The sequence below is a fragment of the Herbaspirillum sp. alder98 genome (assembly GCF_020179755.1).
Taxonomy (GTDB): Bacteria; Pseudomonadota; Gammaproteobacteria; order Burkholderiales; family Burkholderiaceae_D; genus Herbaspirillum.
The window spans coordinates 565,355-591,774 of the sequence record NZ_JAIUCY010000003.1 but is presented as its reverse complement, the minus strand read 5'-3'; the positions used below and the strand labels follow the sequence as shown (position 1 = coordinate 591,774).

At 62.9% G+C, this 26,420-nt stretch carries 23 protein-coding genes; 20 read left to right on the top strand and 3 right to left on the bottom strand.

Annotated elements, in window-relative coordinates:
- From LBW87_RS10565 to hslU, 5 genes are all read left to right on the top strand, one after another.
- Positions 1-521: ABC transporter ATP-binding protein (locus LBW87_RS10565; RefSeq protein WP_225201399.1), on the top strand; the 521-nt coding region annotated here is incomplete at its 5' end.
- A gap of 111 nt (positions 522-632) precedes the next feature.
- Positions 633-1,625, top strand: coding sequence for an acyltransferase family protein (locus tag LBW87_RS10560; RefSeq protein WP_225201398.1), 993 nt, complete (start codon positions 633-635; stop codon positions 1,623-1,625).
- A gap of 138 nt (positions 1,626-1,763) precedes the next feature.
- A complete protein-coding gene (putA, locus tag LBW87_RS10555) occupies positions 1,764-5,438 on the top strand; it encodes a trifunctional transcriptional regulator/proline dehydrogenase/L-glutamate gamma-semialdehyde dehydrogenase (RefSeq protein WP_225201397.1) in 3,675 nt (1,224 codons plus the stop codon).
- A gap of 204 nt (positions 5,439-5,642) precedes the next feature.
- A complete protein-coding gene (hslV, locus tag LBW87_RS10550) occupies positions 5,643-6,179 on the top strand; it encodes an ATP-dependent protease subunit HslV (protein WP_225201396.1) in 537 nt (178 codons plus the stop codon).
- A gap of 53 nt (positions 6,180-6,232) precedes the next feature.
- Complete coding sequence (hslU, locus tag LBW87_RS10545; protein WP_225201395.1) at positions 6,233-7,585, top strand: ATP-dependent protease ATPase subunit HslU; 1,353 nt, start codon at positions 6,233-6,235, stop codon at positions 7,583-7,585.
- Between the two features lie 80 nt (positions 7,586-7,665).
- Here the strand turns inward: hslU and LBW87_RS10540 are convergent, their stop codons facing one another.
- The 3 genes from LBW87_RS10540 to cyaY form a co-directional block, all read right to left on the bottom strand.
- Positions 7,666-9,798, bottom strand: a complete 2,133-nt coding sequence (locus LBW87_RS10540; RefSeq protein WP_225201394.1) for a TonB-dependent receptor — start codon at positions 9,796-9,798, stop codon at positions 7,666-7,668.
- A 248-nt stretch (positions 9,799-10,046) separates the two neighbouring features.
- On the bottom strand, positions 10,047-10,511 hold the full coding sequence (gene gspG / locus LBW87_RS10535) for a type II secretion system major pseudopilin GspG (RefSeq protein WP_225201393.1): 465 nt from the start codon (positions 10,509-10,511) through the stop codon (positions 10,047-10,049).
- Between the two features lie 149 nt (positions 10,512-10,660).
- Positions 10,661-10,993: an iron donor protein CyaY gene (gene cyaY, locus LBW87_RS10530; protein ID WP_008114235.1), complete on the bottom strand. Its 333-nt coding sequence runs from the start codon at positions 10,991-10,993 to the stop codon at positions 10,661-10,663.
- Between the two features lie 48 nt (positions 10,994-11,041).
- Here cyaY and lptM point away from each other — a divergent pair, with 48 nt between their 5' ends.
- The 15 genes from lptM to LBW87_RS10455 all read left to right on the top strand — a co-directional run bounded on the left by lptM (position 11,042) and on the right by LBW87_RS10455 (position 26,406).
- On the top strand, positions 11,042-11,263 hold the full coding sequence (gene lptM, locus LBW87_RS10525) for an LPS translocon maturation chaperone LptM (protein WP_225201392.1): 222 nt from the start codon (positions 11,042-11,044) through the stop codon (positions 11,261-11,263).
- A 66-nt stretch (positions 11,264-11,329) separates the two neighbouring features.
- Positions 11,330-12,613, top strand: coding sequence for a diaminopimelate decarboxylase (lysA, locus tag LBW87_RS10520; RefSeq protein WP_225201391.1), 1,284 nt, complete (start codon positions 11,330-11,332; stop codon positions 12,611-12,613).
- A gap of 360 nt (positions 12,614-12,973) precedes the next feature.
- Positions 12,974-13,894, top strand: a complete 921-nt coding sequence (locus tag LBW87_RS10515) for a phage tail protein (RefSeq protein ID WP_225201390.1) — start codon at positions 12,974-12,976, stop codon at positions 13,892-13,894.
- A gap of 243 nt (positions 13,895-14,137) precedes the next feature.
- A complete protein-coding gene (locus LBW87_RS10510) occupies positions 14,138-15,574 on the top strand; it encodes a sodium:solute symporter family protein (protein WP_225201389.1) in 1,437 nt (478 codons plus the stop codon).
- A gap of 204 nt (positions 15,575-15,778) precedes the next feature.
- Positions 15,779-16,132: a type II toxin-antitoxin system RelE/ParE family toxin gene (locus LBW87_RS10505; RefSeq protein WP_265112905.1), complete on the top strand. Its 354-nt coding sequence runs from the start codon at positions 15,779-15,781 to the stop codon at positions 16,130-16,132.
- Positions 16,129-16,410 carry a helix-turn-helix domain-containing protein gene (locus LBW87_RS10500; protein ID WP_225201388.1) on the top strand — a complete coding sequence of 94 codons (282 nt, stop codon included), beginning with the start codon at positions 16,129-16,131 and terminating at the stop codon, positions 16,408-16,410. The genes LBW87_RS10505 and LBW87_RS10500 overlap by 4 nt, the downstream gene beginning before the upstream one ends.
- 220 nt (positions 16,411-16,630) lie before the next feature.
- Positions 16,631-17,392, top strand: coding sequence for a trehalose-phosphatase (gene otsB, locus LBW87_RS10495; RefSeq protein ID WP_225201387.1), 762 nt, complete (start codon positions 16,631-16,633; stop codon positions 17,390-17,392).
- A gap of 76 nt (positions 17,393-17,468) precedes the next feature.
- On the top strand, positions 17,469-19,358 hold the full coding sequence (locus LBW87_RS10490; protein ID WP_225201386.1) for a glycoside hydrolase family 15 protein: 1,890 nt from the start codon (positions 17,469-17,471) through the stop codon (positions 19,356-19,358).
- A complete protein-coding gene (otsA, locus tag LBW87_RS10485) occupies positions 19,358-20,761 on the top strand; it encodes an alpha,alpha-trehalose-phosphate synthase (UDP-forming) (protein WP_225201385.1) in 1,404 nt (467 codons plus the stop codon). The genes LBW87_RS10490 and otsA overlap by 1 nt, the downstream gene beginning before the upstream one ends.
- A gap of 182 nt (positions 20,762-20,943) precedes the next feature.
- On the top strand, positions 20,944-21,306 hold the full coding sequence (locus LBW87_RS10480) for an FmdB family zinc ribbon protein (RefSeq protein ID WP_225201384.1): 363 nt from the start codon (positions 20,944-20,946) through the stop codon (positions 21,304-21,306).
- A 16-nt stretch (positions 21,307-21,322) separates the two neighbouring features.
- The gene (locus LBW87_RS10475; protein ID WP_225201383.1) at positions 21,323-21,958 is read left to right on the top strand and encodes a DUF502 domain-containing protein; all 636 of its coding nucleotides are present in this window, start codon (positions 21,323-21,325) and stop codon (positions 21,956-21,958) included.
- A 90-nt stretch (positions 21,959-22,048) separates the two neighbouring features.
- On the top strand, positions 22,049-23,854 hold the full coding sequence (gene aspS, locus LBW87_RS10470; RefSeq protein ID WP_225201382.1) for an aspartate--tRNA ligase: 1,806 nt from the start codon (positions 22,049-22,051) through the stop codon (positions 23,852-23,854).
- 210 nt (positions 23,855-24,064) lie between these two features.
- Entirely contained in the window at positions 24,065-24,790 is a 726-nt protein-coding gene (locus tag LBW87_RS10465) for an energy transducer TonB (protein WP_225201381.1), read from the top strand.
- Positions 24,791-25,300 (top strand): RNA polymerase sigma factor, encoded by a 510-nt coding sequence (locus LBW87_RS10460; RefSeq protein ID WP_225201380.1) that lies wholly within the window; start codon positions 24,791-24,793, stop codon positions 25,298-25,300.
- 113 nt (positions 25,301-25,413) lie between these two features.
- Positions 25,414-26,406 carry a FecR family protein gene (locus tag LBW87_RS10455; protein ID WP_225201379.1) on the top strand — a complete coding sequence of 331 codons (993 nt, stop codon included), beginning with the start codon at positions 25,414-25,416 and terminating at the stop codon, positions 26,404-26,406.
- The last annotated feature ends 14 nt before the right edge of the window (positions 26,407-26,420 follow it).

Sequence of the window (26,420 nt, the reverse complement as noted above, 5' to 3'; positions counted from 1 at the left end):
AGCCCTTGAAGGGCAAGAAGTCGTTCGAGTTGGTGAAGGACAAGCTGGCGATGGTGCCGGAAGGGCGGGGCGTCTTTACCCGCATGAGCATCCAGGAAAACCTGTTGATGGGCGCCTTCACGAGCAATGACCGTGGTCAGATCCAGGCCGATATCGACCGCTGGTTCGAAGTGTTTCCGCGCTTGAAGGAACGCGCGGCGCAGATGGCGGGCACGCTCTCGGGTGGCGAGCAGCAGATGCTGGCGATGGCGCGGGCCTTGATGAGTCATCCCCGGTTGCTGTTGCTGGATGAACCGTCGATGGGCCTGTCGCCGATCATGGTGGAGAAGATCTTCGAGGTGATTCGCAATGTGTCGGCACAAGGCATCACGATCCTGCTGGTGGAACAGAACGCCAAGCTGGCGCTGCAGGCGGCGCATCGAGGGTATGTGATGGAATCCGGACTGATCACCATCGAGGGCCGTGCTGCCGACTTGCTCGATGATCCTCGGGTGAAGGCGGCTTATCTGGGTGAGGGGTAAAAACTAAAGACTAAAGTCGCTGGGTCCCGGCGCAGGCCGGGACCCAGCGGCGTTGCCCGGTAACGACTAAACCTTTCCGATGATGCACGGTCCCTCCACACGGAGGCGAACATGCAACGACAACAATGGATCGACGTACTGCGCGGCATCGGCATCGTGCTGGTGGTGTGGGGCCACGTCTACGGCGGTTACAGTTTTGACCTGATTTTCCTGTTTCACATGCCGCTGTTCTTCTTTCTCAGCGGCATGTTGTTCAAGCCCGTCGACGATGTCGGCGCCTTCGCGCGTATCAAGGCGCGCCAGTTGCTGGTGCCTTATACCGTCTTCCTGTTGCTGATCAATCTTCCGCTGGGTCTGCATCTGCTGGCGCAGCCGCATGATCCCGGTGCCTTGCGCGATTTCGTCATTGACCTGTTGCTGGGCGGCAGCCGCCTGTCGGCCTGGGTCGCCGCGTTCTGGTTTGTCACCAGCTTCTATGCCGTGTTGCTGATCGAAGCGTGCCTGATCGGTCGTTATTCGCAACGCACGCTGCTCTGGCTGCACGCCCTGATGCTGGCCCTCAGTGCACTCAACGCCTGGCTGCTGCCGCAATGGCAAGTACCGTGGGCGCTCAACGTGGCGCTGGCGGCCGCCCCCTTCGTCTATGCCGGCCACCTGTGGCACCAGGGCGGCGATCAACCCCATCTGGAACGCTGGGCGCTCGCGCTGGTGCTGCTGGCGTTGCCGGTCATCCTCCTGAATCGCTTTCTCGGCTGGAATATCGGCTTCGGCTACGACATGAAAGTGACCCACTACGGCATTCCCGTCGTCAGTTTTGTCGTGGCGCTGGCGTGCTGCGTCGTCATGGCACGATTTGCCCGTACGCTGGCCGCCCGTCATGCGCGACCCGCACGGCTGCTGGCGGCGCTGGGGCGAGCGGCGATCGTGATCATGTTCATGCACATGGTCTTTACCATGGGGCTGGGCGCTCTGGTCGGCGAGCAATACCAGCTGGCGCGGGTGGCGCTTGGTCTGGGTGGCAGCTACCTGATCTATGTCGTCGCCCGCCGGTGGGCGTGGAGTCGACGCCTGTTACTGGGCGACATTAAAAATCATCAAATTTAATTTTGAAAAATAGAATTCCATAAAATTAAATATTGGTTTTACCCATTAAATACAGAATTAATATTAGCCGTTCCCGCATAGAATCCGTGAGCCGAAAGACCTTCACTTATCGTTTACAGACTTCCATTCCAGGCCTACATGACCATCGTCGCCACCCCTGCATCCCTTCAGCCATTCGGCGCCTTCCATGCCGAAATGCAGCGTACGCCGGACGCATTGCGCGCCGCCGTCACGGCAGCCTATCGCCGCGACGAGACCGAGGCGGTGCAGTGGCTGCTGGGCCAGGTCGGCACCGATGCGCAATGGAAAGAACAGACCGCGCAACTGGCCAGCAAGCTGGTGCAGCAGGTGCGCCAGAAGCGCACCCGCGCCTCGGGGGTGGATGCGCTGATGCACGAGTTCTCGCTGTCCTCCGAAGAGGGTGTGGCGCTGATGTGCCTGGCCGAGGCGCTGCTGCGCATTCCGGATCGGCAAACTGCCGACCGCCTGATCGCCGACAAGATCAGCCGAGGCGACTGGCGCAAGCACCTGGGCGAGTCGCCCTCGCTGTTCGTCAATGCCGCCACCTGGGGCCTGCTGATCACCGGCAAGCTGGTGTCGACCAGCAGCGAAAGCGGGCTGACCCAGGCCATCACCCGCATCATCGGTCGTGGCGGCGAACCCCTCATCCGCAAGGGAGTAGATCTGGCCATGCGCATGCTGGGCAACCAGTTCGTCACCGGCCAGACCATCGAGGAAGCGCTGTCCAACAGCCGCGACAACGAGAAGCGCGGCTACCGTTATTCGTATGACATGCTGGGCGAGGCGGCCCTGACCATGCATGACGCCGATGCCTATTACAAGTCCTATGAAGACGCGATCCACGCCATCGGCCGTGCCTCCAACGGGCGCGGGATCAAGGATGGTCCCGGCATCTCGGTGAAGCTGTCGGCACTGCACCCGCGTTACTCGCGCGCCCAGCGTGCGCGGGTGATGGACGAGCTGCTGCCGCGCCTGAAGCAGTTGCTGCTGCTGGCCAGGCAGTACGACATCGGCTTGAACATCGATGCCGAAGAGGCCGACCGCCTGGAGCTGTCGCTCGACCTGATGGCCGCGCTGGTGGCCGACCCCGACCTGGCCGGATTCGATGGCCTCGGGTTCGTGGTGCAGGGTTACCAGAAGCGCTGCCCGTTCGTCATCGACTACCTGGTCGAGCTGGCCCGTCGCCATCAGCGCCGCCTGATGATCCGCCTGGTCAAGGGCGCCTATTGGGATAGCGAGATCAAGCGCGCCCAGGTCGATGGTCTCGAAGGCTATCCGGTCTACACCCGCAAGGTTCACACCGACCTGTCCTACCTGACCTGCGCCCAGAAACTGCTGGCCGCCACCGACGTCATCTATCCGCAATTCGCCACCCACAATGCGCACACGCTGGCTGCGATCTGGCACTGGGCGCGTGCCCGTGGCGTTGACGACTACGAATTCCAGTGCCTGCATGGCATGGGTGAAACCCTGTATGACCAGGTGGTGGGCGCCGAACAGCTGGGCAAGGCTTGCCGCGTCTATGCGCCGGTCGGTTCGCACCAGACCTTGCTGGCCTACCTGGTGCGTCGCCTGCTGGAAAACGGCGCCAATTCGTCGTTCGTGAACCAGATCGTGGACGAGGCGGTGCCACTGGATCAACTGGTGGCAGATCCGATCGATATCGTGCGCGAGCAAGGTGGCTTGCCGCATCCGGCGATTGCATTGCCGCTCGACCTGTACGGCCAGGAACGCAAGAATTCGAGTGGCATCGACCTCTCCAACGAAGATCGCTTGCGTCACCTCGATGCGCTTTTCACCGGCATGGCGGGGCGCCGCTGGCAGGCCGCGCCGCTGGTGGCCGGGCCGGTCAGCGCGTCGTCCGTGCAACTGGTGAGCAATCCGGCTGACCACCGTGAAGTCGTGGGTGAACTGATCGAAGCCGAGTTGGCCGATGTCGAGACCGCGTTGCGTGCGGCCACCGACTTCGCGCCGCAATGGCAGGCCACCCCGGCGGCCGAGCGCGCGGCGATGTTGCTGCGTGCGGCTGACCTGCTCGAAGCCAACCTGGCCGAACTGATGGCGCTGGCCGTGCGCGAAGCGGGCAAGTCGCTGCCCAATGCGATTGCCGAAGTGCGCGAAGCAGTCGATTTCCTGCGTTACTACGCGGTGGCCGCGCGCCACGATGGCAATGTCCTGGCGTGGGGGCCGGTGGTGTGCATCAGCCCCTGGAATTTCCCGCTGGCCATCTTCATCGGCGAAGTCAGCGCGGCGCTGGCGGCCGGTAATGTGGTGCTGGCCAAGCCGGCCGAGCAGACCGCATTGATCGCCCATCGCGCGGTGCAGTTGCTGCATCAGGCGGGCGTGCCGCTGGCGGCGCTGCAATTGCTGCCGGGCCGTGGCGAGACCGTGGGCGCGGCACTGACCTCGGACGAGCGCGTCAAGGGCGTGATTTTCACCGGTTCGACCGAAGTGGCGCAACTGATCAACCAGACACTGGCGCGGCGCGACCATGGCGACCACGGCGAGCATGGTGAAGTCCCGTTGATTGCCGAGACCGGTGGCCAGAACGCACTGATCGTCGATTCCAGCGCACTGGCCGAGCAGGTGGTGGTGGACGTGCTGTCCTCGGCGTTCGACAGCGCCGGCCAGCGCTGCTCGGCGCTGCGCGTGCTGTGCCTGCAGGAAGACATCGCCGATCGCACGCTGGAGATGCTGAAGGGGGCGATGGCCGAGTTGCGGGTGGGTCGCCCGGACCGCTTGTCGACCGACATCGGACCGGTGATCGACGCCGAGGCGCGCGACAACCTGCTGGCGCATATCGAACGCATGCGTGGCACGGCGCGCTCGGTGCACCAGTTGCCGCTGGGTCCCGATTGTGAACACGGTACCTTCGTGGCGCCGACCGTGATCGAGATCGATCGACTGGATCAGTTGCAGCGCGAAGTGTTCGGCCCGGTGCTGCACGTGCTGCGCTATCGGCGCGACCAGCTGGGCCAACTGGTGGATGCCATCAATGCCACCGGTTACGGCCTGACCCTGGGCGTGCATTCGCGCATCGACGAGACCATCGACTACGTGGCCAACCGTGCGCATGTGGGCAACATCTACATCAACCGCAATATCGTCGGCGCCGTGGTCGGGGTCCAGCCATTCGGCGGCGAAGGCAAGTCCGGCACCGGTCCCAAGGCCGGTGGCCCGCTGTACCTGAAACGCCTGCAACGCAATCCGCAATTGCAGGAAGAACTGCAACGCGCTACCCGCGCCGGCAACACCAATGCGTTGCTGGAGAGCCTGCTGCAATGGGCGCGCACGCATGGTCACGAACGACTGGTGACGGTGGCCGGCCGCTATCGCGACGACAGTCTGCTGCATCGCAGCCTGTTGCTGCCCGGCCCCACCGGTGAACGCAACACCCTGGCCTTCGCGCCGCGCGGCCTGGTGCTGTGCGTGGCCAGCAGCACCGCCACGCTGCTCAACGCCCTGGCCGCGGCACTGGCCACGGGCAACACGGTGGTGGTCGATGCGGCGACTGCGGCGTTCATCCCCAGCGGCCTGCCGCAGCAGGTGCGCAGCGCCATCCGCCAATCGGACTCGCTCGACGGCGAGCCGCTGCAGGCGGCCCTGGTCGACAGCCACCTGGCGCAGGAATGGCGTGCGCGCCTGGCCGCTCGTGACGGCGCGCTGGTGCCATTGATCGTGTGCGGCGACGCCAGCGCAATTGCGCTGTGGCGCCTGCTGGCCGAACGCGCCCTGTGCGTCAATACCACCGCCGCCGGCGGCAATGCCAGCCTGATGACGATATCGGTCTGATCGTTTTTCGGGCCACGGTGCGAACGGGCGTCTCGGCGAATAGCCGGACGCCCGTTTTTGCTTGTCGACCAAGTTGCCGCTTTGGCAACTGCTTGCAATTCCTCCGAACAGCCCCATCTCGAAAAAACTTGGGTACTAATCATTAGTTGCAAGCGCGCCAGCGGCCCACAAGCACTCTCCCGCTCCTATTGATCAGAGGCAAATATGGAACAATTTCACGGCACCACCATCCTCTCCGTGCGACGCGGCAATCAGGTCGCGCTGGGCGGCGATGGCCAGGTGACGCTCGGTAACATCGTCATGAAGGGCACCGCCCGCAAGGTGCGCAAGCTTTACCACGGCAAGGTCCTGGTCGGTTTTGCCGGCGGCACCGCCGATGCCTTCACCCTGCTCGACCTGTTCGAGGCCAAGCTCGAGAAACACCAGGGCAACCTGATGCGCGCTTCGGTCGAACTGGCCAAGGACTGGCGGACCGATCGCATGCTGCGCCGGCTCGAAGCCATGCTGCTGGCAGCTGATCGCGAGAGCACCCTGGTCATCACCGGCAATGGCGACGTGCTGGAGCCTACCGACGGCATCGGCGCCATCGGTTCCGGCGGCAGCTACGCCCAATCGGCGGCCAAGGCGCTGCAGGAAAATACCGACCTGTCGCCGGCCGAGATCATCAAGAAATCGCTGACCATCGCCGGCGAACTGTGCATCTACACCAACCTGAACCACATCATCGAGACGCTGGAATAAGCTGGCCGCGCCCGTGAGCGCATCGATTGCAACGCAGACAGGACAACACCGCCATGAACATGACACCCAATGAGATCGTTTCGGAACTCGACAAGCACGTCGTCGGCCAGGCCCGCGCCAAGCGCGCGGTGGCCATCGCGCTGCGCAACCGCTGGCGGCGCCAGCAGGTCGAGGAACCGCTGCGCCACGAGATCACGCCCAAGAACATCCTGATGATCGGTCCCACCGGCGTGGGCAAGACCGAGATCGCGCGCCGCCTGGCCAAGCTGGCCGACGCCCCCTTCATCAAGATCGAAGCGACCAAGTTCACCGAAGTGGGCTATGTCGGGCGTGATGTCGACACCATCATCCGTGACCTGATCGACATCGGCATCAAGCAGACCCGCGAGCACGAAGTGCGCAAGGTGCGCGCGCGCGCCGAGGACGCGGCTGAAGACCGTATCCTCGATATCCTGGTGCCGCCTGCGCGCGACTTCGGCTTTACCAGCGATGGCAGTGGCAGCACCAGCGGCGCCGACAAGGACGACAAGAACACCACCCGCCAGACCCTGCGCAAGCGTCTGCGCGAAGGTGCGCTGGATGATCGCGAGATCGAGATCGAGGTGGCCGATGGCGGCGCGGCGATGGAAATCATGGCGCCCCCCGGCATGGAAGAAATGACCGAGCAGATCAAGTCGATGTTCTCGGGCATGGGCAACCAGCGCAAGAAGGCGCGCAAGGTCAAGATCAGCGAAGCGATGAAGTTGCTCATCGAGGATGAGGCCGGCAAGCTGGTCAACGAAGAAGAGTTGAAGCAGCGCGCCATCGCCAATGTCGAGCAGAATGGCATCGTGTTCCTGGACGAGATCGACAAGATCGCCACCCGCTCGCAGAACGGCGGCGCCGATGTCTCGCGCGCCGGCGTGCAGCGCGACCTGCTGCCGCTGGTCGAAGGCACGACCGTCAACACCAAGTACGGCATGATCAAGACCGACCACATCCTGTTCATCGCGTCGGGTGCGTTCCACCTGGCCAAGCCGTCGGACCTGATCCCAGAATTGCAGGGGCGGTTTCCGATCCGGGTCGAACTGGATTCGTTGTCGATTGCCGATTTCGAGCGCATCCTGACCGGCACCGACGCCTGCCTGACCAAGCAGTACGAAGCCTTGCTGGCGACCGAAGGGGTCAAGATCGAGTTCGCCGAAAGCGGCATCAAGCGCCTGGCCGAGATCTCGTACTCGGTCAACGAAAAGACCGAGAACATCGGTGCCCGTCGCCTTTACACCGTGATGGAAAAGCTGCTCGAGGAAATCTCGTTTACCGCCGGCGAAGCCGGCGTGGCCGGTTTTACCATCGATGGCGATTATGTCGACCAGCGCCTCGGTGAGCTGGCGGTCAACGAAGACCTGTCGCGTTACGTGCTGTAGGGCATGACCTCATCGAGGGCGTAAAAAAAAACCTCCGCGGATTGCTCCGACGGAGGTTTTTTCATGGACCAGGCCCAGGCTTACATGTGATAGCGCAAGGTCAGCGCCACGTTGCGCGGCGCGCCCGGCAGGCTCAGGTTGGGGCTGGTGCCGTGACCCGAGACGATATAGCCGGTGTTGAAGATGTTGTTCAGGTTCAACTGGATCTCGTACTTGGCCGTGCGATACGCTGCCATGGCGTCGGCGGTGACATAGCCAGGCAGGGTGACGGTGTTGCCCGGATTGGCGAAGCGGGCCGCCACGGCATTGCCGCCGCCGCCGACGGTGAAGCCGCTACCCAGGTCCTTGGTCAGCCACAGGTTGGCGCTGTGCTTCGGTGTGAGGGTGGCGTTCTTGCCCTTGAAAGGCACATCACCGGTACCGTTGACGCTGCGGTCCACTGCGATCGAGTCGGTAATGACGGCGTTGAGGTACGCATAGCCCGCCATGACTTTCCAGCCGCCCTTGAGATCGGCGCTGGTGGTCAGTTCCATGCCGTCGGTGCGTTGCTTGCCGACCGGGATGATGCGGTTGTTGTTGGTCGGATCGGTGGCCTTGATATTGTCGCGTTCAAGGCGGAAAACCGAGACGGTGGCGCTGGCACGGCCTTCCAGGAAATCAAACTTCGCGCCGGCTTCGGTGTTGCGGGTCGATTCCGGCGCGATGTTGGCGTTGGTCACGGCCAGCGGCAGCAATTCTGCGGACGGCTGGAACGAACGGCTCCACGACAGGTAATACGACTGGGTTTCGGTCGGTTGCCACACCAGGCCGGCGCGCGGGCTGTAGGCATTGTCGGTGCGCGACAGGTCGCCGGGCGCGGTGCCGCCGACGATGCGCGACTTCTGCTTGAAGCTGTCGTAGCGCAATCCGACCAGTGCTTTCCACTGCGGGTTGAAGGTGATCGAATCCTGCAGGTAGGCACCTAGCGTGTCATAGGTGCCGTAGGTCGAGGTGGGCGCACCCAGCGCGTTGGGATTGACCAGTGGCAGCACCGGATTGAAGATCGAAATGTTGGCGAAGGTGGTCAGCCCGCTGTAGCTGAAGGAGTCTTTCTTCTGGCTGCCAAATTCGACGCCGTAGAGGATTTCGTTCTTGATGCCGCCAAGATCGAGCTTCTGGGTCAGTTCGCTCTGGTTGAACCAGCCGTTCTCTTCGCGCACCAGCTTGGCGTGTCCCAGCGTCATGGTGCCGGCCACTTCGTTGACGTTGCCGCTGATGTTGGTGTTGTTGCGGTTCAGCTTGTAGTCGTAATACCGGAAGCCGTTACGGAACGACAGCGTGTCGTTGAGCCGATGCGTAAAGGTGGCGGTGGTCGACGCGACGCGCGACTGGCTGAAATCGGCATCGCGCGCATTGCTGGCGCCGTAGTAGGTGCCGGGGTCGACGTTGACCGGACGGCCGCGATAGGACGGAATGCCGAAGTCGGTCAGGCGGCGGTCTTCCAGGTAATCGGCCTGCAGCAGCAACTTGGTGTCGGCCGAGAAGCGCAGTTCCATCGATGGCGCGATGGCGGTGCGGTCGATGCCCTGCTGGGCGCGATAGCTGTCGCCGCGTTCGACGGCACCGGTCAGGCGCCACGACACCACGCCGTCGCCGGCGCCACGGCCCACATCCAGCTCGGCGCGACGGCCGGCGGTGCTGTTGGCGGTGAAGCTGACGTCATTGATGTCGATGCCCGGCTTCTTGGTCACGCGGTTGATCAGGCCACCCGAGGATCCACGGCCATACAGCACGGCCGCCGGTCCCTTGACCACTTCCAGCGTGTCCACATTCGACAGGTCGCGGAAATACAGCGCATCGTCGCGGAAGCCGTCGACAAACTGATCGCCGATGGCGGTGAAGCCACGGATGAACACCTGGTCGCGCTGGCCATCGCCGGTCGACATGCCCAGGCCCGGCACGTTCTTGAGCACATCCTGCAGCGAGGTCGCATTCTGGTCGCGGATGACTTGCGCCGGCACCACGTTGATGGTCTGCGGCACATCGCGCAGCGGCGCTTCGCTCTTGGTGCCCGACACCGATGTCGGCGCCACGTAGGCGTCATTGGCGCGCGCGCCGCTGACCTGGACCTGCGGCAGGCTGTCGGTACTTTGGGCGATCACGGCGGGGCTGATGGAACAGGCGGACAGAGCGGTCAACACGGCCAGGCGGCCGGGCTTGAGGCGGAACATCATGACAAGACTTTCGTGTTGGCAGTTAATAGGAATTATTTTTATTTATATTACGTATAAATTGTAAAAATGCGTAATGTTTTTGCGAGTAATTGTGTTGATGAAACAACAAATCAATTCCTGACAAACTGCTGACACTGGTGTTTGGGTGTCTGTATTGCTGTTAAAGATGCGAGTAAATTATTGATTCATGGGAATTTGGGGCGAAAAAAAAGCGGCCATTGGCCGCTTCGACTGTGCGTAAAACCAGCTCAATGAAGCTGGATCACGTGCGAATCGTCTGCATCGTCCCCGGGCTCGGCCTGGCCGAAAGAGAACAACTGGTAGCTGGCGCCTTCTTCATCGGCGCTGTACTGGTAAGAATGGCCCCATGGGTCGCGCGGCAAGCGTTCGACATAGCCGCCCATCGGCCAGGTCGCAGGCACCGGCGCGCGCAGCGGCTTGATGGCCAGTGCCAGCAAGCCTTGTTGCGAGGACGGATAGCGGCCATTGTCGCGACGATACTGCTCGAGTCCGGCGCTCAGCGCCCGCAGGTCGGCTTCGGCCTGTTGCGCCTGGGGGCTATGGTCATGGCTGATGCGGTCGATCAGGCGCGGCAGGCCGAACGCGGTGGCGATGGCCAGCACGGCGAGGACGATGATCCAGCGCAAGCGCGCCAGGCCTCGTTGCAGGACCATGAAGGTGGAGCGGGCTGAAGTCGGGAAGGGACGGCGCATGAATGCTGCTGGCTACGAATGACGGATGGGCGGAAAAGCGGCGGGAATGCGTCCAGGCCCCCGAACCCGGGTTGCCTGGCCGACAAAGCACGCAGTATAAGCGCGCCCCTGGCCAACATGGTGCGGGGGCGCCAGCGAACGAATCAGAATCAGAAAGTCAGCCTGACGGGTACGCCGCCCTGGGCGCTGACGACGTCCGACAGCACCTGGCTCATCTCGGAGCCGTCGCGGGTGTTGATCCACTGCTTGCCATTGAATTTGTAATGAAAGCCACCCGAACGGGCGGCAATCCACAGTTCCTGCATGGGCGCCTGGCTGTTGACGATGATCTTCGAGCCGTCATCGATGCATTCGATTTCAAGCACATTGCCGCTGCGACTGCACTCGACGTCCAGCTCGCTGTCGTCACAGGCCTGTTCCAGCCCGGCTTCGATGGCGTTGAGGGTGGCGTCGGCCAGGTCCAGGAATTCCGATTCTGTCATGCTAAACTCCGAGGCATTCTTAGATTTGAAGTAAACCGCCATTCTATCGTGAAGTCATCCATTTCTCCTGTTCGTGCCGGCATCGCGCTGGGCTCTTCGTTGCTGGTCCTGGCGTTGTCGGGTTGCGGCCAGAAGGGCCCGCTGTACATGCCCCAGATCCCGCCTGACCCGCGCATCAGCACGGCGCCCAAACCGGTGGCGCCGGACGCTGCCGCTCGGACCGACGCCGACATCGACGCCGCGCCCAAACCGGCCGCCACCAGCAAATAAGCGCATCACCGGCTGCCGCGCATCCACCGCCGGATCGACTCAACCGATTTAGTCAACCCGATTCCCATGTCCCATTTTTCCTATCGCAACGGCGTGCTGCACGCCGAACAGGTCTCCCTGCAATCGCTGGCGCAACAGTTCGGCTCGCCCCTGTATGTCTATTCCAAGGCGGCGCTGGTCGAGAATTTCTCGGCCTATGCCGATGCCTGCCGTGCCGCACAGCGTTCCGATGCCGATGCGCTGGTCTGTTATTCGGTCAAGTCCAATTCCAACCTGGCGGTGCTCAACCTGCTGGGGCGGCTGGGTTCGGGCTTCGACATCGTCTCGGGTGGCGAACTGTTGCGCGTGATCGCCGCCGGCGGCGATCCGCGCCGCGTGATCTTCTCGGGCGTGGGCAAGGGCCGCGACGAAATGCGGCTGGCGCTGGAGCATGACATCCTGTGTTTCAACGTCGAGTCGATTCCCGAGGTGGCGCGCCTGAACGAAGTTGCCGGTGAAATGGGCAAGCGTGCGCGCATCTCGCTGCGGGTCAATCCCAACGTCGACGCCAAGACCCATCCCTATATTTCCACCGGCCTGAAGGAAAACAAGTTCGGCGTGGCTTATGAAGACGCGCTGGGTTGCTACCGCACCGCTGCGGCGCTGCCCAATATCGACGTGGTCGGTATCGACTGCCATATCGGTTCGCAGCTGCTGGACGACGCGCCGTTGCTGGAAGCGCTGGACAAGATCATCGACATGGTCGACGCGCTGGAAGCCGAAGGCATCCCTATTCACCATCTGGATATCGGCGGCGGCATCGGCATCACCTATGACGACGAGCAACCGGTGCCGGTGGGCGACTACCTGGGCCGCGTGTTCGCCCGGGTCGACGCCTGGCGCCAGAAGAAGCATGCCGGTCGTCCTATCAAGGTGATGTTCGAGCCGGGACGCTCCATCGTCGGCAACGCCGGCGTGCTGCTGTCGCAAGTGCAATACCTGAAGCATGGCGAGACCAAGAACTTTGCCGTGGTCGACGCCGCCATGAACGACCTGATGCGTCCGGCCATGTACGAAGCCTGGCATGAGGTCAAGACGGTGCTCGAGAATCGTGGCGACGCCCGCGTCTATGACGTGGTGGGTCCGGTCTGCGAATCGGGCGACTGGCTGGCGCGCGGGCGCGACCTGGCCATCGCGGAGGGCGACTTGCTGGTGCTGCTGTCGGCTGGCGCCTATGGCATGACCATGGCTTCCAACTACAACACCCGTGGACGCGCGGCCGAGGTGCTGGTCGATGGCGACCAGGCGCACCTGATTCGCGAGCGCGAAAATCCGGCCGACCTGTTTGCGCTGGAACGTATTGTCGAATGAATATCGACTGAGCTTTCTCAGTCTTTGGCAAACGGCAATCCTCACTGCGGATTGCCGTTTTGCTATCAGCTGTTAATGCCTCGGCAACGCCCGCTGGCAGCGGCTCGCTTTATTTTTGCTGCATCTGCATTTTTGATTTGCCTTTCGGAAATTTGAGTGCAAAATAACAGTCCGTCGAGAAAAATACGCCCGCTGATTTGATGCTGACCGCCACTTGCGCCATCGCCAAGAGTGCGTCACGGCACAGACACCGAGACCGGGCTGCGTCAGGATCAGACGAACAATCAGACGATCATGCAGCCGGGTAGTGTCCGTTCTTGCCGTGTCGGCAGTGCGCAGCGCAACACAGGGGATAACAAAATGCAGGTCCTGCATCGCAATGGGGAAGATCGCGAGAGCACGGCGCAGGGTACGCCTGCACCGCTGATGCCGCTCGAGGCCATCGAGCCCGAGGTCATCGACACCGAACTCGAAATCCGTGCTTCACATATCACCGCCGCCGCCGTCGCGGCCGCTGCGGTGACGGCTGCCGTGGCCACCATGGCGCCGATGGCCGAGGCCGCGCCGCCGGTGCGGTCGGTGCCTCCCGAACCAGTAGTCGCCAGCGAGGCCCATGGCGATGTGGACGCCGCACCCCTGGCCATGCCGCAGTCGTCGCAGGTCGGTGATCCGGTGGTCACTGCAGGCAAGGCCCTCTCCGTGCGTGGCGCCATGGGCAGCATCCTGACGCTGGCGGTGGCGGCATTGGCCTGGTGGGGCGGCGATCGATTGCCGCTGCCCGAGCATGGGCTCAAGCCCGCGCTGGAGCATGTCTCGTTGCCCTCCTTGCGCAAGCCGGGCAGCGTGTCGCCGATGACCGTGCCGGTTGTCGGCGCGCCGATCCAGGATGCGCCCAGCACCGATAGCCCTGCGCCACGTGACGCCATTGCCTTGTTGCAACAGGAATCCGAGGTTCGTGCCCAGCAACTGGCCGAGCGGCGTGCCGCCAGCCAGGCCCGGCGTCAGCGCGAAGATGCCGCCGCCGCCCTGCGCGAGCAGCGCCGTCGTGAAGCCGAGGCGCAGTTGGCCGAGGCCCGCGCCCGTGCCGAACGCGCTCCGGCAGCAGCAGTAGCAGCGCCGGCGGCAGTGGCGCTGCCAGAGGCGCCACCGCTGGCCGAGGCCGTGCGCCAGTGCAGCGCGCTGTCGCTGTTCGCCCGGGAAGGCTGCCTGTGGAAATTGTGCAGCGGGAAATGGGGCAAGGACGGTTGTCCTTCCTACCAGCAGAACAACGAAGGCGCCTGAGGGCGCCTTTTTTTATACCCCTCTTCCGGCCGTGCCAGTCGCGGCGGCAGGAGCATTTCTTGCTTGGCAACGGACCGGAGATAAGCGGCGCCCTCAGCGTTCGACGACCTTCCTGTGAAGCGAATCAATAACCGTCTTTGTGCAATGGACTTGCCGCTATAATGCGCGTTTTTCCTCCGTCCCCACGGCTGATTCGCTCCGATTGGCTCCGATTTTCGCTCCATTTCGCGCAAGGATTAAGGCATGAATGCACTGCTCTGGTTCGTCGTCCTCTACTGGGTCATCTCGGTAGGCATCGGCCTTTATGCCACTCGTTTCGTCAAGAGCGGCAAGGACTTTGCAGTGGCCGGACGATCATTGCCGATGTCGGTGGTCACGGCTACCGTGTTTGCCACCTGGTTCGGTTCGGAAGCCGTGCTCGGCGTCTCGTCGACCTTCCTCAAGGAAGGCTTGGGAGGCATCGTGGCCGATCCGTTCGGGTCATCGCTGTGCCTGATCCTGGTGGGCGTGTTCTTTGCCAAGCGGCTGTACCGGATGAACCTGCTGACCATCGGCGACTATTACAAGAAACGCTATGGGCGCGCCGCCGAGATGCTGGTCACGATCTGCATCGTGATCTCGTACCTGGGCTGGGTGGCGGCCCAGATCAAGGCGCTGGGGCTGGTGTTCAGCGTGGTCTCCGGCGGCTACATCCCGATGCACTGGGGCATGATCATCGGCGCCGGCAGCGTGCTGGTCTATACGCTCATGGGCGGCATGTGGGCGGTGGCCATTACCGACTTCCTGCAGATGATCATCGTGGTGGTCGGCATGTTCTATATCGGCTGGGAAGTCTCGGCCATGGTGGGCGGTCCCGGCGTGGTGATTCAGCATGCGGTCGACGCCGGCAAGTTCGACTTCTGGCCCTCGCCCAACCTGCGTGACGTGATGTGGTTCTTCGCCGCCTGGATCACCATGATGTTGGGTTCGATCCCGCAGCAGGACGTATTCCAGCGCGTGATGTCATCCAAGAATGAGAACATCGCCCGCAACGCATCGATCCTGGGCGGAGTGATCTATTTCTGCTTCGTGTTCATTCCCATCTTCCTGGCGTATTCGGCCACGCTGATCGACCCGGCGATGGTGTCGCGCCTGCTGGAAACCGATTCGCAGCTGGTCTTGCCGACCCTGATCATGGAAAAGATGCCGGTGTTCGCCCAGGTGATGTTCTTTGGCGCCTTGCTGTCGGCCATCAAGAGTTGCGCCAGCGCCACGCTGCTGGCGCCTTCGGTGACCTTCACCGAAAACGTGCTCAAGGAGATCCGTCCCTGGAAGAACGACCGCGAGTTCCTGTTCTCGATGCGGGTGGTGGTGCTGATCTTCACCGTCGGCGTGACCGCATTGGCCTTGAACAGCCAGTCCAGCATCTACGAGATGGTCGAGAACGCGTACAAGGTGACGCTGGTCGCCGCCTTCGTGCCGCTGGCCTTCGGCGTCTACTGGAAGCGGGCCACCCGCCAGGGCGCGTTGATGGCCATGGTGCTGGGACTGGTATCGTGGATCTCGCTGGAATACGGCGCTCCTGAAGGGTTCTGGCCACCACAATTGGCCGGGTTGCTGTTTTCGATCGGCGGCATGGTGGTGGGATCGCTGATGCCGCAGGTGCTGGCGCCGGTCCCGCAGGCGCCAGAGGCGGCCTGAGCGGCGACGCCTCTTTTCCGATTCATTCAGAACGGCCGCGCGGCATATGCTGCGCGGCCGTTTTTTCATGTGGCGCAGGCGAACAGGTTCGAGGAACCGGTGGCGGTTTCAGCCGTGGGCAGACTTCATGCCGGCAATGATGCTATTGACGATGCACTGAACGTAGTGTTGTCAAAATCTTCCATTGCCGATTGATACAAAATTTTGTATATTCAATGCATATCCGATCCGAAGCCCATCGAATTTCTCGGTAGCTCCCTGCGCGAGCTTCGTGCCTTTCCGCATGCTGCCAGGCGTGAGGCAGGTCATCAGCTTGATCAGGTCCAGAGCGGCAGAGAACCCGATGATTGGAAGCCGATGAATGCCGTCGGCCCAGGTGCGCAAGAGATCCGTTTGCGGGACGCCGCCGGTGCGTTTCGTGTCATCTACATTGCCAGGTTCGCCGACGCCGTCTACGTGCTTCACTGCTTTCAGAAAAAGACACAGAAGACCAGCAAGGGTGATCTGGACATCGCATCCAAGCGATATCGTGATTTATTGAAGGAATTGTCCTCATGAGCAAGCAACGATTCGCCAGTGTCTGGGACGCCATCGAGAGCACCGCGGAAGAAGCGGAAAACATGAAATTGCGCTCGGTATTGCTGATGGCGCTGAAAAGTCACATCACCCGCAACGAGATGACACAGGCACAAGCTGCCAAGCTCTTCGGCGTGACCCAGCCGCGGGTGTCCGACATGATGCGCGGCAAGATCAACCTCTTCGGACTTGATGCATTGGTGAATATGGCCGCAGCGGCAGGCCTCCAGATCGAGATGCGGGTAGTGGAAACTACCTGAGTCTGAATATCTCGCCATATGAAATTTGCGCCCCCTGATCCGGGCGCTCTCCGCTCTTTTTGTGCCTGACCGGCCCGTCTTCCTGAAAATCTCAGAACTGCCGTCAAAACCGCTGTCAAAGCAAAGCAGATCAGTAAATTCACAAATCTTTCGATAGTAAATTCCGGAGTTGTCAAACTGGCAACCGGAACTTATTTGCTTTTCATCAACCTGACAGACCATGACTGAGCAAACGCGCCATTACGATTTTGCTGCTGATGCGTTATTCCTGGACTTCGATGGCACTTTGGTCGAACTCGCGCCACAACCCGAAGACATCGTGGTGCCGCCGGACCTGATCACGCTGTTGCAGCAACTTCACCATTACTCCGACGGTGCCCTGGCCATCGTCAGCGGCAGGCCGCTGGAGCAACTGGACTTCTTCCTTGCGCCGTTGCGCCTGCCCATGGCAGGCGTACATGGCGCTGAACGTCGTACTGCCGAGGGCAATATCATCGAGTTGCCGGTGCCGGACGTGCATCATCTGCGCGAGCGGCTGCTGCCGCTGGTGACGGCCAATCCGGGCTTGCAGCTTGAGATCAAGCGCGGCGCCCTGGCCTTGCATTACCGCAATGCCCCGCACCTGGAGCAGCACTGTACCGAAGGCATGTCCGAAGCCCTGCAGCATGAAGCCGGCTTTACGCTGTTGCGCGGAAAGATGGTGGTCGAGGCCAAGCCGCACATCAACAAGGGCGACGCCCTGGCCGCCTTCCTGAAGGAGGCGCCGTTTCGCGGTCGCCGACCGGTCTTCATCGGCGACGATGTCACCGATGAAGCCGGCTTTGCCCTGGCGCAGAGCGGTGACCGGAGCGGACTCGGCATCAAGGTCGGCGCCGGTGCTTCGCAGGCGCTGCAGCGGCTGGCCGATCCGGCGGCGGTCCTGCAATTGCTGCGTGACGCCGTGCAAGCTGCGGCCAGCCAGCAGGTGCCGCTGACCGGTTGACGCGCACCACTGCCAGACGTTGTTGCATCACCCGGCAAATCCATCAAGAAATCTGACCACAGAACACGAGGGAACCATGAGCCAGCCTGCAATCGATCCGCAGAAAGAACCCCAGCCATCGCCGCACTCCCAGTCGCAGCAATCCGAACAACCGCACATCGCCGCCGAGGCGCACGAGATTCCGTCGACTTCGTCGCTGGAGCTGGGCGTGATCGGCAATTGCGCCTTCTCGGCGCTGGTCGACAAGATGGGGCGCATCGTCTGGTGCTGCCTGCCGCGATTCGATGGCGACCCGGTCTTCAACGCCTTGCTGGACCCCAGCGACAACGGCAGCCAGTGGGGCTTCCAACTGGAAAACTTTTCCCACAGCGAGCAGTGGTACGAACCCAATACCGCCGTATTGCGAACCCGCCTCTATGACACCCTGGGTCAGGGCATCGAGATCACCGACCTGGCGCCGCGCTTCTACAGCCGTGGTCGCTATTTCCGGCCGCTGCAACTGGTGCGGCGGGTGCATCCGCTGTCGGGCGCGCCGCGCATGCGGGTGATACTGCGTCCCCGCTTCGACTGGGGCCGCGAGGTGCCGCTGGAGACGCGCGGCAGCAACCATATCCGCTTCGTCGGTGGCGAACAGACGCTGCGCCTCAATACCGATGCCCCCATCAGCTATATCGTCGGCGAAACGGCGTTCGTGGTCAGCCGGCCCTATAACTTCATCCTCGGTCCGGATGAAACCCTGCACGGCGGCATCAACGATACCGCGCGCGATTTCGAGCAAGAGACGCTGGCCTACTGGCGCGGCTGGAGCCGGGCGCTGGCCACGCCGCTGGAGTGGCAGGACGCCGTGATTCGCGCCGCCATCACGCTCAAGCTGTCGGTGTTCGAAGATACCGGCGCCATCATCGCCGCCATGACCACCAGCGTGCCGGAGGCGCCGCACAGCCAGCGCAACTGGGACTACCGCTACTGCTGGCTGCGCGACGCCTTCTTCGTGGTGCGCGCGCTCAATAGCCTGTCCGAGCTGGGCACCATGGAAGACTATCTGCGCTGGATGACCAATGTGGTGGTGCGTTCCGCCGGTGGTCACATCCAGCCGCTGTACGGCATCGGCCTGGAAGAAGGCTTGCCGGAACAGATCCTCGAGCATCTGCCGGGCTACCAGAATTACGGTCCGGTACGGGTGGGCAACCAGGCCTACGAACATTTCCAGCATGACGTGTACGGCAACATCGTGCTGGGTGCGGCCCAGGCTTTCCACGACAAGCGGCTGCTGCACCGGGCCGGCGCCGAGCATTTCCACCATCTCGAAGCGGTGGGCGAGCGCGCCTACGAGGTCTATAACCAGCCCGACGCCGGCATGTGGGAGCTGCGCACCCGTTCGCGCATCCACACCTCGTCGGCGCTGATGAGCTGGGCCGCCTGCGATCGGCTGGCCAAGATCGCGGCCCGGCTCGACCTGCCCGAGCGCGCAGCGCACTGGCGCGAGCGCGCCACCGAGATCGGCGACCGTATCCTCACCGAAGCCTGGAACGAAGATCGTCAGGCCTATGCCGAGAGCTTCGGCGGTCGCGACCTCGATGCCAGCGTATTGCTGATGGTTGAGGTGGGCCTGATCGCGCCGACCGACAAGCGCTTCATCGCTACCGTCGATGCGCTCGAAAAGTCGCTCTGCGACGGCCCCTACATGCGTCGCTATGAGGCGCCGGACGACTTCGGCCGACCTGAGACCGCATTCAACATCTGCACCTTCTGGCGCATCGATGCGCTGGCGCGCATCGGCCGCAAGGAGCAGGCGCGCGAGATCTTCCAGGCCATGCTGGATGCGCGCAATCATCTCGGCCTGTTGTCCGAGGACACCCATCCGGTCACCAAACAGATGTGGGGCAACTTCCCGCAGACCTACTCGATGGTGGGCATCATCAATTGTGCGATGCGGCTGTCGGCATCGTGGGAGGCGGTAATCTGATGGGTAGACTGGTGGTGGTATCAAATCGTCTGGCCGACCCCCGCAAGGCTGCCGCCGGTGGTCTGGCGGTGGCGCTGGGCGAGGCGCTCAAGCGCACCGGCGGGCTGTGGTTCGGCTGGAGCGGCAAGGTGGTCGAGAACGGCACCCCGGGCGAAGGCGAGTTGCGGGTCACGCAGGCCGGCAGCGTCACGCTGGCCGAACTGGACCTGGGCCAGGAAGACCATGACGCCTATTATCGTGGCTACGCCAATGGCGTGCTGTGGCCGGTATTTCACTATCGGCTCGACCTGGCGCATTTCGAGTCGGGCCACCTGGGCGGCTACCGGCGCGTGAATCAACTGTTTGCCCGCAAGTTGTTCCCGCTGCTGCGACCGGACGATGTCATCTGGATCCACGACTATCACCTGATCCCGCTGGCTGCCGAATTGCGGGCGATGGGCTGCGAGGCGCGGATCGGCTTCTTCCTGCATATCCCGTTGCCGCCGCCGCCGATCCTGGCGGCGATCCCGTCGCACGAATGGTTGATGCGCGCGCTGTTTGCGTATGACCTGGTGGGTTTCCAGAACCATACCGACCTGCAGCACTTCTCGCAGTACGTGCAGGCCGAAGCGACCGCCGAACCGGTGGGCGCCAACCAGTATCGCGCCTTCAACAGCACGGTGCATGCGGGGGCCTTCCCGATCGGCATCGACGTCGCCGACTTCCAGAAGCTGGGTCGCGCCCGGGAGGCGCGCGACACCTACGAAAGTACCAAGGCCGAGTATTCACGCCGACGGTTGCTGATCGGGGTCGACCGGCTCGATTACTCCAAGGGCTTGCCGCAGCGTATCCGGGCATTCCGTGAATTGCTGCTGGCCTACCCCGAGAACCGGCACAGCGCCACGCTGCTGCAGATCGCCTCGCCCAGTCGTGAAGACGTGGAAGCCTATGGCGACATCCAGCGCGAGCTGGAGAGCCTGTGCGGTTCGATCAATGGCGACTTCGGCGATTTCGACTGGATGCCGATTCGCTACATCCACCGCACGGTCGCCCGCAAGCGCCTGCCCGGACTGTATCGGGCCTGTGCCGTGGCGCTGGTGACGCCGCTGCGCGATGGCATGAACCTGGTCGCCAAGGAATTCGTCGCCGCCCAGGATGAGGACGACCCCGGCGTGCTGGTGCTGTCGCGCTTTGCAGGCGCCGCCGAGCAGATGAAGGACGCCCTCATCATCAATCCGTATGACACCCACGGCACCGCCCAGGTGATTCAGCAGGCGTTGCAGATGTCGTTGCAGGAGCGCCGCGAGCGGCATGCGTCGCTGATGAAGAATGTGCGGGAGTTCGATGTGCACTGGTGGTGCCGTGAATTTCTCACCACACTGGAAAATACCCGTTCTTCCGAGTCCAGGAGCTCACCCGGGTGAGCGGTTTTCACCCCTGCGGCGTTGTTGTCATGTTGCAAAGGCCGTGAGGCGGGGCATTGAACGGCCGGACAGCATGGTGGCCACCCGGCAACGCCGGCAGTTGCTGCATGGCCGCAGCCGGCCCCATCCGCATCAAAACCCTTTATAATTCAGGGTTTTGGAAGTTTTTTGCGGAGTAATTCATGCCGATTTATGCGTATCGCTGCGAAGCGTGTGGTTTTGCCAAGGATGTCTTGCAAAAGATGTCCGACGATGCGTTGACCGTTTGCCCGTCCTGCAACCAGGACAGCTTCAGGAAACAGCTCACTGCAGCCGGCTTCCAGCTCAAGGGCGCGGGCTGGTATGTGACCGATTTCCGTGGCAACGGCAGCGGAACCGCCAACAGCACCGGCGCCACCGGCACCGGCCTGGCGTCGAGCGAACCTGCCAAGAGTGGCGATACTGCAGCGGCAAGCCCGGCAGCAGCGCCGGCGGCCGCGCCTGCCGCAGCCCCTGCTGCGGCTGCACCGGCGCCGTCTGCGCCGTCTTCTTCCAGCGCCAGCTAAGGCACGCCACCCCACCATGCGCAAATACTTCATCACCGGTCTGCTGATCCTGGTCCCCCTGGCCATTACCGTCTGGGTGCTCAACCTGATCATCGGCACCATGGACCAGTCGCTGCTGCTGCTGCCTGAAAGCTGGCGTCCGGAAGCCATCGTGGGCTTTCATATCCCGGGCCTGGGCACCATCCTGACGCTGCTGGTCATCTTCCTGACCGGCCTGGCGGCACGCAATTTCATCGGCCGCCAGATCGTCTCGCTGTGGGAAGGCATCCTGACCCGCATACCGGTGGTCAAGTCGATCTATTCCAGCGTCAAGCAGGTTTCCGATACGCTGTTCTCGTCGTCCGGCAATGCGTTTCGCAAGGCGGTGCTGATCCAGTATCCGCGCCAGGGTTCGTGGACCATCGCCTTCCTGACCGGCGTGCCGGGTGGCGAGGTGCGCAATCACCTGCAGGGCGACTACATCAGCGTGTATGTTCCCACCACGCCCAATCCGACTTCGGGCTTTTTCCTGATGTTGCCCAAGGCCGATTCGATCGAACTCGACATGTCGGTCGACGAGGCGCTGAAGTACATCGTCTCGATGGGGGTTGTGGCACCTGAAGCGCAGACCGACAAGAAAATCATCACCGCGCCGGCGGCGCCGCACAATTGAAGGGGCGGCCGCCCCAACCGGTGCCGGCCAGCCCCGCCTTCGCCTCCATCCCATCGAATCCAACAAGAACTGACAACGGAATTTAGAACCATGTCCCTGCGTACTCAATATTGCGGCCTCACCACCGAGGCACTGCTTGGCCAAACCGTCAGCCTGTGCGGCTGGGTACACCGTCGTCGTGACCACGGCGGCGTCATCTTCATCGACCTGCGCGACCGCGAAGGCCTGGTGCAGGTGGTCTGCGATCCGGACCGCGCCGAAGTGTTCAAGAACGCCGAAGCGGTTCGCAACGAATTCTGCCTGCGTATCACCGGCGTGGTGCGCAACCGTCCCGACGGCACCACCAACGCCAACCTCAACTCGGGCAAGATCGAAGTCCTGTGCCACGAGCTGGAAGTGTTGAACCCGTCGGTGACGCCACCGTTCCAGCTGGACGACGACAGCCTGTCCGAGACCACCCGCCTGACCCATCGCGTGCTCGACCTGCGTCGTCCGCAGATGCAGAACAACCTGCGCCTGCGCTATCGCGTGGCAATGGAAGTGCGCAAGTTCCTGGATGGCCAGGGCTTCATCGACATCGAAACGCCGATGCTGACCAAGTCGACCCCGGAAGGCGCGCGCGACTACCTGGTGCCGTCGCGTGTGAACGCCGGTGAATTCTTCGCGCTGCCGCAGTCGCCGCAGCTGTTCAAGCAGTTGCTGATGGTGGCCAACTTCGACCGCTACTACCAGATCACCAAGTGCTTCCGCGACGAAGACCTGCGCGCCGATCGCCAGCCTGAATTCACCCAGATCGACTGCGAAACCTCGTTCATGAACGAACAGGAAATCCGCGATCTGTTCGAAGGCATGATCCGCCTGGTGTTCAAGAACACGCTCGACATCGATCTGCCGAATCCTTTCCCGGTGATGGACTTCGCCACCGCCATGGGCATGTATGGTTCGGACAAGCCGGACATGCGCGTCAATCTGGAATTCACCGAACTGACCGACGTCATGAAGGATGTCGATTTCAAGGTCTTCTCGGGCGCGGCCAACAGCGAAGGCGGCCGCGTGGTCGGCCTGCGCGTGCCGGGCGGCGCCGAAATGCCGCGTTCGGAAATCGACGCCTACACCCAGTTCGTCGCCATCTACGGCGCCAAGGGCCTGGCCTACATCAAGGTCAACGAAAAGGCCAAGGGTCGCGACGGCCTGCAGTCGCCGATCGTCAAGAACCTGCATGACGCCGCGCTGGCCTCGATCATCGAGCGCACCGGTGCGCAAGACGGCGACCTGATCTTCTTCGGCGCCGACAAGGCCAAGGTCGTCAACGACGCCATCGGCGCGCTGCGCGTGAAGATTGGTCATAGCGACTTCGGCAAGAAGAACGGCCTGTTCACCGAAGAATGGCGTCCGCTGTGGGTGGTCGACTTCCCGATGTTCGAGTACGACGAAGACAACCAGCGCTGGGTCGCGTTGCATCACCCGTTCACCTCGCCCAAGGATGGCCACGAAGACTTCATCTCGACCAATCCGGCCGCTGCCATCGCCAAGGCCTATGACCTGGTGCTGAACGGCTGGGAACTGGGTGGCGGTTCGGTCCGTATCCACCGTGCCGAGGTCCAGAGCAAGGTGTTCCGCGCACTGAAGATCGACGACGAAGAAGCACGCCTGAAGTTCGGCTTCCTGCTCGACGCGCTGCAATACGGCGCGCCGCCGCACGGCGGCATCGCCTTCGGCCTGGATCGTCTGGTGACCATGATGGCCGGCGCCGAGTCGATTCGCGACGTGATCGCCTTCCCCAAGACCCAGCGCGCCCAGTGTCTGCTGACACAAGCGCCGTCGGCGGTCGACGAGAAGCAACTGCGCGAATTGCACATCCGCCTGCGCAATCCGGAACCGGTCGTGAAGGCCTGACCGGTACTGTGCCCGTCCCGGGCACAGTGACCTGCGAGACTGACAGAAAGCGCGTGCCAGCGATGGCACGCGCTTTTTCATTGGCGTTTCGCAACGCGGTGGTTCGCGTCCTGTCATGAACATGTAACGCCCGGCGGTTATTGTCGTGGTCAGGTGCCGGCGGTCTGCGCCGCATGCCGTGCTCACAAATTGACGATCACAACATAGAGAATGACAGGCAATCCTGCATCGGTCAGTGTGCTTGCGCTGGCAGGATGCCTGACTTGCCTGGGCTTCCTGGCCGCAGCCGGGCCGGCACGTGCAGAGCGACCCGGTTCGCCGTTGCCGGTGACACAGGCCACCTTGCAGTTCGATTTCGATATTGCTGTGCAACCCCTTGCCGCTGCGCTCGACCGGTATGCCTCGATTTCCGGTCGGCCGGTTCTTTTCCCCAGTGAACTCGTGACTGAACGAACGTCGTCCGCCGTGCAGGGCCGCTACTCGCCGGAAATGGCGCTTGGCCTGTTGCTCCAGGGTACCGGGCTGGTCGTGCGCCAGGAAGAAGGCGGCCCGGCCGGCGCCATCGTCCTCGCCCGGGTCGACCCGTCGACGCGCGACCCGGCCCCGTATGCCGGCATCGACGGGCTGGTCGGCGACCTGCATTTTCCGGGCTTGCTGCAACGGCGCATCTGGGAAGCGCTGTGCAGCGATCCCGGCGTCGGCCCGGGCGCCTATCGCGCCCTGTTGCGCTTCGAACTGGATGCAAGCGGACGGATACACAAGGTGCGCCTGCTCGGCTCCACTGGCGACCCCCGGCGCGACATCTCCGTGATGAAAACCCTGCGCACAGTACAGGTGGGTCCGCCGCCTGCGGACATGTTGCGCCAGCCGCTGACCATGTTGATCGCGCCCGGTGCCCAGTCCGGCCTTGCGCGTTGCCACGCAGGAGCCAGCTAGATGCCGGACGACGTCCAACCTGCATTGCTTACTCATCTGGCCAAGCGCTACGCCCATCTCAAGCGCAGCCTGGTGCGCGTGCTCGGCAACGACGACCTGGCAGGCGATGCGTTGCATGACACCTATCTGCGGCTGCAGCGCCAGGAAGAGCGCGAAGCGATCCTCAGTCCGACCGCTTATCTGCTGCGCATGGCGGTCAATATTGCGGTGGACATGCAACGCAGGCAAGGTCGCACCCTGTCGTCGGACGAGGTCGACCTGTTGGTCGAGCTGGCCGACCCGGCACCGGGCCCGGCCCAGGTCGCAGAAGACCGCTCTGAACTGGATGCCCTGCGCCGCGCCATGGAGCGACTGCCGCAGCGTCGCCGGCAGATCATGTTGCTGGTACGCTGGGAGGGTTTGCCGCAGGCCGAAGTGGCCGAGCGCCTGGGGGTATCGGTGCGCACGGTCGAGAATGAGCTCAAGCGCGGGCACGATTTCTGCGCGCGCAGTTTGAAAAGACAAAAATAGTTGAGGGATTTGGTGCTGCCATTCGTCTTATCTTGTGAAGAATCGATTTCAACATTACTTGCGGGCAGTGGCTGGTACCTGTCTGGCGGCACCATGGCCGATTGTCTGACGCCATGAGAACGCCGGCCGATCCACGCCCCATCTCGGATGAAGCGCTTCAGGAAGAAGCCCGCGCATGGGTGCGCCTGCTCGACACCGGCGAAGTCAAGCCGTGGGACGCCCAGGGCTTCCAGCGCTGGCTGCTCACCAGCCCCGAGCACAAGGCTGCATTCAGTGAAGCCAGGCGACTGTGGCGTGTCATGAAGCCGGCGGCGGGCGAGTTGCTGCGCACCGATCCGCGGATAGCGGCGGCCCACTCGCGCACGCTGCACGGCGCGCCATTGTCGCGACGGGCTTTCCTGGGCGTGGCGGCGACAGCCGCTGCCGTGGCAGCTGTTGCGGTGGTGTATCCACCGCTGGGGCTGTGGCCGTCAGCGGCAGAAATACAGGCCGATTACCGTACCGCCCCAGGGCAACAGCAACAGATCGCGCAGGCCGGTCGCGCCCAGGTCACGCTCAATACGCGCACCAGCGTGCGAGAGCAAAGGGCTGACGGCGAAGTCGTCGGCCTCGAATTGATCGCTGGCCAGACGGCAATCGACCTGGCCGGGTCGGGGCCGCTGTTCAGCGTGGTCGCCGGTGCCGGGCGCAGCGTGGCCGAGCGCGGCCGCTTTGACGTGAAGTATGTCAATGGCCGGGTCTGCGTGACATGTCTCGAAGGTAGCGTACGGGTGGTACATCGTGCCGGCGAGCGCCAGTTGCAAGCCCGGCAGCAGGCTGTCTACGATGCCGATTCGCTCAGCGGCGTGGCCACCGTCGACGCGCTCGATGTCGCAGCCTGGCGAAAGGGCGAGCTGGTGTTCAGAAATGCCAGGCTTGCCGATGTCATCGACGAGATCAACCGCTACCGCGCCGGCCGTGTGGTGCTGGCCAGGGACGCCGTGCGCGACCGGCCGGTGAGCGGCCGTTTCCAGATCGCGCAGCTCGATACTGCGTTGTGGCAGCTTGAACATGCCTACCAGCTGGAAGCCAGGGCGTTGCCGGGAGGCGTGCTGATCCTGAGTTGAAGCGATGGCGGCGC